We start from the raw sequence: 960 nt of genomic DNA, 5'->3' as shown, positions 1-960 counted from the left end.
GGATTTTAAGTCCTGTGCGTCTGCCTGTTCCGCCACCCCGGCATGTCATACTGAAAATTGGAGCGGAAGACGGGATTCGAACCCGCGACCCCAACCTTGGCAAGGTTGTATTCTACCACTGAACTACTTCCGCAAGACATGTTTGAGTTATTTTATTAAAAGTGCGGGTGAAGGGAGTCGAACCCCCACGCCAAAGGCGCTAGATCCTAAGTCTAGTGCGTCTGCCAATTCCGCCACACCCGCATATTTCATTAAAATGGTGAGCCATGAAGGATTCGAACCTTCGACCCTCTGATTAAAAGTCAGATGCTCTACCAACTGAGCTAATGGCTCTTGCAATAAAAACTGGTGCCGACTAGAGGACTTGAACCCCCAACCTACTGATTACAAGTCAGTTGCTCTACCAATTGAGCTAAGTCGGCTAAATGGTGGAGGATGACGGGATCGAACCGCCGACCCCCTGCTTGTAAGGCAGGTGCTCTCCCAGCTGAGCTAATCCTCCGAATTGCCTGGCAACGTCCTACTCTCACAGGGACAAGGTCCCAACTACCATCGGCGCTAGAGAGCTTAACTTCCGTGTTCGGTATGGGAACGGGTGTGRCCTCTCTGCCATCATTACCAGACTGTATTCATTTAAGACAAGAATTATYATAACTTATTYTMYWTTKAAAGTCAAYAAGTTTTTTATATTCTTTCAAAACTAGATAACAGTGCTTCATATTATATGGTTAAGTCCTCGATCTATTAGTATTCGTCAGCTCCACATGTCACCATGCTTCCACCTCGAACCTATCAACCTGATCATCTTTCAGGGATCTTACTAGCTTACGCTATGGGAAATCTCATCTTGAGGGGGGCTTCATGCTTAGATGCTTTCAGCACTTATCCCTTCCGCACATAGCTACCCAGCTATGCCCTTGGCAGAACAACTGGTACACCAGCGGTGCGTCCATCCCGGTC

Annotated in this window: 5 tRNA genes and 2 rRNA genes; all 7 read right to left on the bottom strand. The window is 47.7% G+C overall.

The annotated features are described in order from the left end of the window. Positions 1-58: 58 nt before the first annotated feature. Positions 59-133, bottom strand: a tRNA-Gly gene (locus tag AC1DS7_RS28800). A gap of 29 nt (positions 134-162) precedes the next feature. After that, positions 163-243, bottom strand: a tRNA-Leu gene (locus AC1DS7_RS28795). A gap of 14 nt (positions 244-257) precedes the next feature. Further along, positions 258-333 (bottom strand) — tRNA-Lys (locus AC1DS7_RS28790). A gap of 13 nt (positions 334-346) precedes the next feature. Next, positions 347-422, bottom strand: a tRNA-Thr gene (locus AC1DS7_RS28785). Positions 423-426: 4 nt separating this feature from the next. Then, a tRNA-Val gene (locus AC1DS7_RS28780) sits at positions 427-502 on the bottom strand. A 5-nt stretch (positions 503-507) separates the two neighbouring features. Continuing rightward, a 5S ribosomal RNA gene (gene rrf, locus AC1DS7_RS28775) occupies positions 508-623 on the bottom strand. Positions 624-724: 101 nt separating this feature from the next. Further along, a 23S ribosomal RNA gene (locus AC1DS7_RS28770) occupies positions 725-960 on the bottom strand; the annotation flags it as partial.

The organism is Bacillus sp. P4_E1 (assembly GCF_056401715.1).
Note: the sequence above shows the minus strand (reverse complement) of the source record. Positions and strands in the feature narration are given on the sequence as shown.